The sequence below is a fragment of the Actinoplanes sp. NPDC051633 genome, from assembly GCF_040681735.1.
Lineage (GTDB): Bacteria > Actinomycetota > Actinomycetes > Mycobacteriales > Micromonosporaceae > Actinoplanes.
Genome location: NZ_JBFAZH010000853.1, coordinates 1 through 3,422, shown reverse-complemented (window position 1 = coordinate 3,422; position 3,422 = coordinate 1). Strand labels below are relative to the sequence as shown.

At 75.3% G+C, this 3,422-nt stretch carries 1 protein-coding gene and 1 pseudogene; both read left to right on the top strand.

The window, feature by feature from the left end; genetic code table 11:
• On the top strand, window positions 1-849 hold an 849-nt coding region (locus AB0M20_RS33310), incomplete at its 5' end, for a nucleotide sugar dehydrogenase (protein ID WP_364304308.1).
• A gap of 100 nt (window positions 850-949) precedes the next feature.
• Window positions 950-3,422: pseudogene (locus AB0M20_RS33305) on the top strand (hypothetical protein); the annotation flags it as partial.

Below are 3,422 nucleotides of genomic sequence, written 5' to 3'. Positions count from 1 at the left end.
GTGAAGACCGACTGGGCCAACGGCATGCTCTACGCCGCGCACAAGGGCGTCTTCGACCTGGCCGCCACCGAGGAGCGCGAGGTGCCGCTGGTGGTCACCGACTTCGCCACCGCGGAGCTGGTCAAGGTGGCGGCGAACGCGTTCCTGGCCACCAAGATCAGCTTTGTGAACGCGATGGCCGAGGTCTGCGAGGTGGCCGGCGGCGACGTCACCCAGCTGTCCAAGGCGATCGGCTACGACCCGCGGATCGGCAACCGCTTCCTGCAGGCGGGTGTCGGCTTCGGCGGCGGCTGCCTGCCCAAGGACATCCGGGCCTTCCAGGCCCGCGCGCAGGAGCTGGGGGCGGGCGAGGCGCTGCGCTTCCTGCACGAGGTCGACCTGGTCAACCAGCGGCGGCGTACGCGGGTCATCCAGCTCGCCGCCGAGCTGCTGGGCCGCTCGTCGGGCCCGGCCGGCCCCGACCTGGCCGGGACCCGGATCGCGGTGCTCGGCGCGGCCTTCAAGCCCAACTCCGACGACGTCCGCGACTCGCCGAGCCTGGCGATCGCCGCGACGCTGGCCAAGGCGGGCGCCGACGTCCGCGTCTACGACCCGCAGGGCATGGCGAACGCCGAGCGGGCCCAGCCGCAGCTCAACTACGAGCCGTCGATGTCCGCGGCGGTGACCGGAGCCGACCTGGTCTGCGTGCTCACCGAGTGGGCCGAGTTCCGCAACGCCGACCCGCGCGCCGTGGGTGAGCTGGTCGCGGGCAAGCTCGTGATCGACGGGCGGAACTGCCTGGACGCCACGCTGTGGGCGCGCGCCGGATGGACCTATCGCGGCATGGGACGACCGAACCCGGTGGTTTAGGGGAGTTTCCATAGATCTCCGCCGCCGTGAGCCTGTTCTAATGAGGTGTCGTACCGGCATGCTCAGATAAGGGACAGTCCCAGGCGGTCGAGGAGGTGCCGTGGCGCAGGCTTCCGAGCCCGACAGCTACGACGATGAGCTGGCCCGCATCGACGCCTCGATCGCGGAACTCAAGATCAAGGACATGGCGGCCGCCAAGGAGCGGACGCAGATCGCGAGCAAGATCCAGGCGGCGCAGTTCCAGCGCGACATCCTCGCGCACGCGAACAGTCAGAAGAGGGCGAAAAAGGCCACCAGGCCCCGCCGGGTACGCCGCCCCGAGGGTGAGCCGCCCCCGCCCGGCTTCTCCGCGCCGCCCGAGCCGGGCGCCGCCGGCCGCTCGGCTCCCGAGTGGTCCCAGCCGGGCACCCCGACCGCGCCCGGGGTCGCCACCGACGGCAACACGCTGCTGGTCGACGACCCGCCACCGAGCGAGCAACCGCCCGTCGCGCCGCCGCCGCGGCGCCCGCACGGCGAGCATCCGCCGCACCCGCCGGAGGCGTCGTCCCAGTCGGTGCAGAACGTCCTGCTCATCCTCGGCGCGCTGCTGCTGGGCGTGGCGGCGATCGTCTTCGCGACCGTGGCGGTCACCAACCCGGTGGCGCGTGCCGCCGTGCTGGCCCTCTTCACCGCGCTCGCGCTGATCTCCGCGCCGGCCATCGCGCGGCGCGACCTGTCCTCCACCGCCGAGACGGTCGCCGCGGTCGGCCTCGTGCTGCTGCCGATGACGCTCTTCGCGCTGCACGACAGTCCCGTCTCCGCCGGGGCGTCGACGCCGGTCTTCCTCGGTGTGACGTTCGCCATCACAGCGGTGGCCGGGTTCCTCTACGCGGGGTTCACCCGGCTCAACGCGCCGCGCTACGCCACCGTGATCGCCGTGCAGCCGGTGCCGCCGCTGCTGGCGTACCCGTTCATCGAGGGCCCGGCGGGCTGGGGCCTGGCGCTCGCCGCCGTGGCCCTGCTCGACCTGCTGCTGCTGACCACCGTGATCCGCACCGGGCGGCTGGTTCCGCGCTGGCCGCTGCGCCGGCCCGGGCCGGGCGACCGCGAGGGCATGGCCGAGGCGGATGCCCGCATCGCGGGCGAGCGTGACTTCCTCGGCGCCGAGGCCGACCCCGACTTCACGCCGGACCGCCCGGAGTCCCGGCCCGAGGAACCCGACCTGATCATCGGCTCGCTGGCCGGGCCGCGCCGGCGCTGGCTGCCGACCCGCATCTTCCCCGGCCGCCGGCCCGCGGGCGCGCCGGCCGCCGGCACCGTGCCGTTGCGGCCACCGGCCACGCCGCCGTCGGCCGACTGGCTGCGCGAGCTGACGTTCGCGCTGCTCTGCGTCGCGGTGGCGGGCTCGCTGCTCTACGCCGGCGGCGCGCTGATCGGGGCCGACGTCGTGCCCGCCGCGGTGCGCTCGGGCCTGATCCTGATCCTGGCCGCGGTGGTCGCCTCGGCCGCCGCCTGGCTGCTCGACAACCTGACCGCCCGCAACGTGGCCGGTGCGGTGCTCACCCTCGCGATCATCGGCGCGGCCGCCCGGGTCGCGGCGGTGGCCTCACCGCGCTGGACGCTGATGGTCGCCGCTGCGGCGGTGGCCTGCACGGGCGCCCTGATCGGCCAGGTCCCGCCCGAGGTCCGGCGCGGCCCGCAGCTCGCCTCGGCCGGTGCGCTGACGCTGATCGGGCTGTTCATCGCGGTCGACGCGCTGCGCGCCGCCCTGGCGCCGGTGCAGGCCGCGCGCCCGGTGTGGAATGCCGACACCGCGGCGTACGCGGAGCGGATCGCCGGGGCTGCGGGCCAGTCCGGCTGGCTGCTCGCGGTCAGCGCGCTGCTGCTCACCTTCGCGGCGGCGCTCGCGCTGCCGACCGAGTACCGGCACGAGGGCGCGGTGGCCGGTGTGGCGCTGACCGCGCTCGCCGTGCCGGCGTCGCTGGGGCTGCGCTGGTCGGAGGCGCCGTGGCCGCTGATCCTCGCGGCGATCGCGATCGGCGGCGCCGGCCTGATGGCGTCCACCCGGCGGGCGGCGATCGCGCACATCGCCGCGGCCGGGGTGATCGGGCTGTTCGGCGCCGGCGCGGCGCTGAGCGCGACCTGGCTGACCGCCGCCGTGCTGACCGCGATCTCCGGCGCCGGCGTGATGGTGGCGATTGCGGCCCGGCAGATCCCGGCCCGGCTGTACGCGTGGATGGTCGGCGACTGGGCGGCCGGCGCAGCGGCGCTCGCCCTGCCCGGCGCGGCCGTCACCGCGGTGCTGGCCGTCTCCGACCCCGGCGGCGGTCCACCCCCCACCGGCGCGGTCACCGTCCCGGCGCTCGCCGTCGGCTTCCTCGCGGTGGCCGGCACGCTCACCTACGCCGCGGTGTTCCAGGTGGCACGCCGCGAGATCAGCCTGCCGCTGACCGTGGGCACCGGCCTGGGCGCCGTGGCCATGGCGCTGGCGGCACTGCTCGCACCCGGCGCCACCGCGCCCGACATCTGGGTGGGCGCGCTCCTGCTGGCCTCGGCCGGCCTGCTGTTCTTCGCCAAGTCGATCGACAACGGCC